The sequence below is a fragment of the Dellaglioa sp. CoH-57-MRSF-17 genome (assembly GCF_056782015.1).
Window position 1 is genome coordinate 1 of sequence record NZ_JBXAXY010000179.1, and the last position, 241, is coordinate 241.

1 protein-coding gene is annotated in these 241 nt (G+C 55.2%); it reads left to right on the forward strand.

The annotated features are described in order from the left end of the window. Positions 1-46 precede the first annotated feature (46 nt). A partial coding sequence (locus AC1RPJ_RS08315; RefSeq protein ID WP_481762937.1) for a hypothetical protein occupies positions 47-241 on the forward strand: 195 nt, incomplete at its 3' end.

Genomic DNA, 241 nt, shown 5'->3' on the forward strand with positions numbered 1-241 from the left:
GTACGATCGTGGCACTCCCAAGGCTCTTATCACGCGTGGTGATGGCATGGTTGGTCGCGATGTGTCGTACCTGATTCCGAAGCTTGTAGAGTTCGGATTGATTCCGGCACGGATTCCGACCCGAAACCGAACGGTCTTTCGATTCGAAGCATTGATGAAGAAGGATGTGTTTGCTGAGAAATACAGCCGTGAGGCAGCGGGCGACGACGGTTTCGACAATGCGCGCGCCATGGTCAACGGC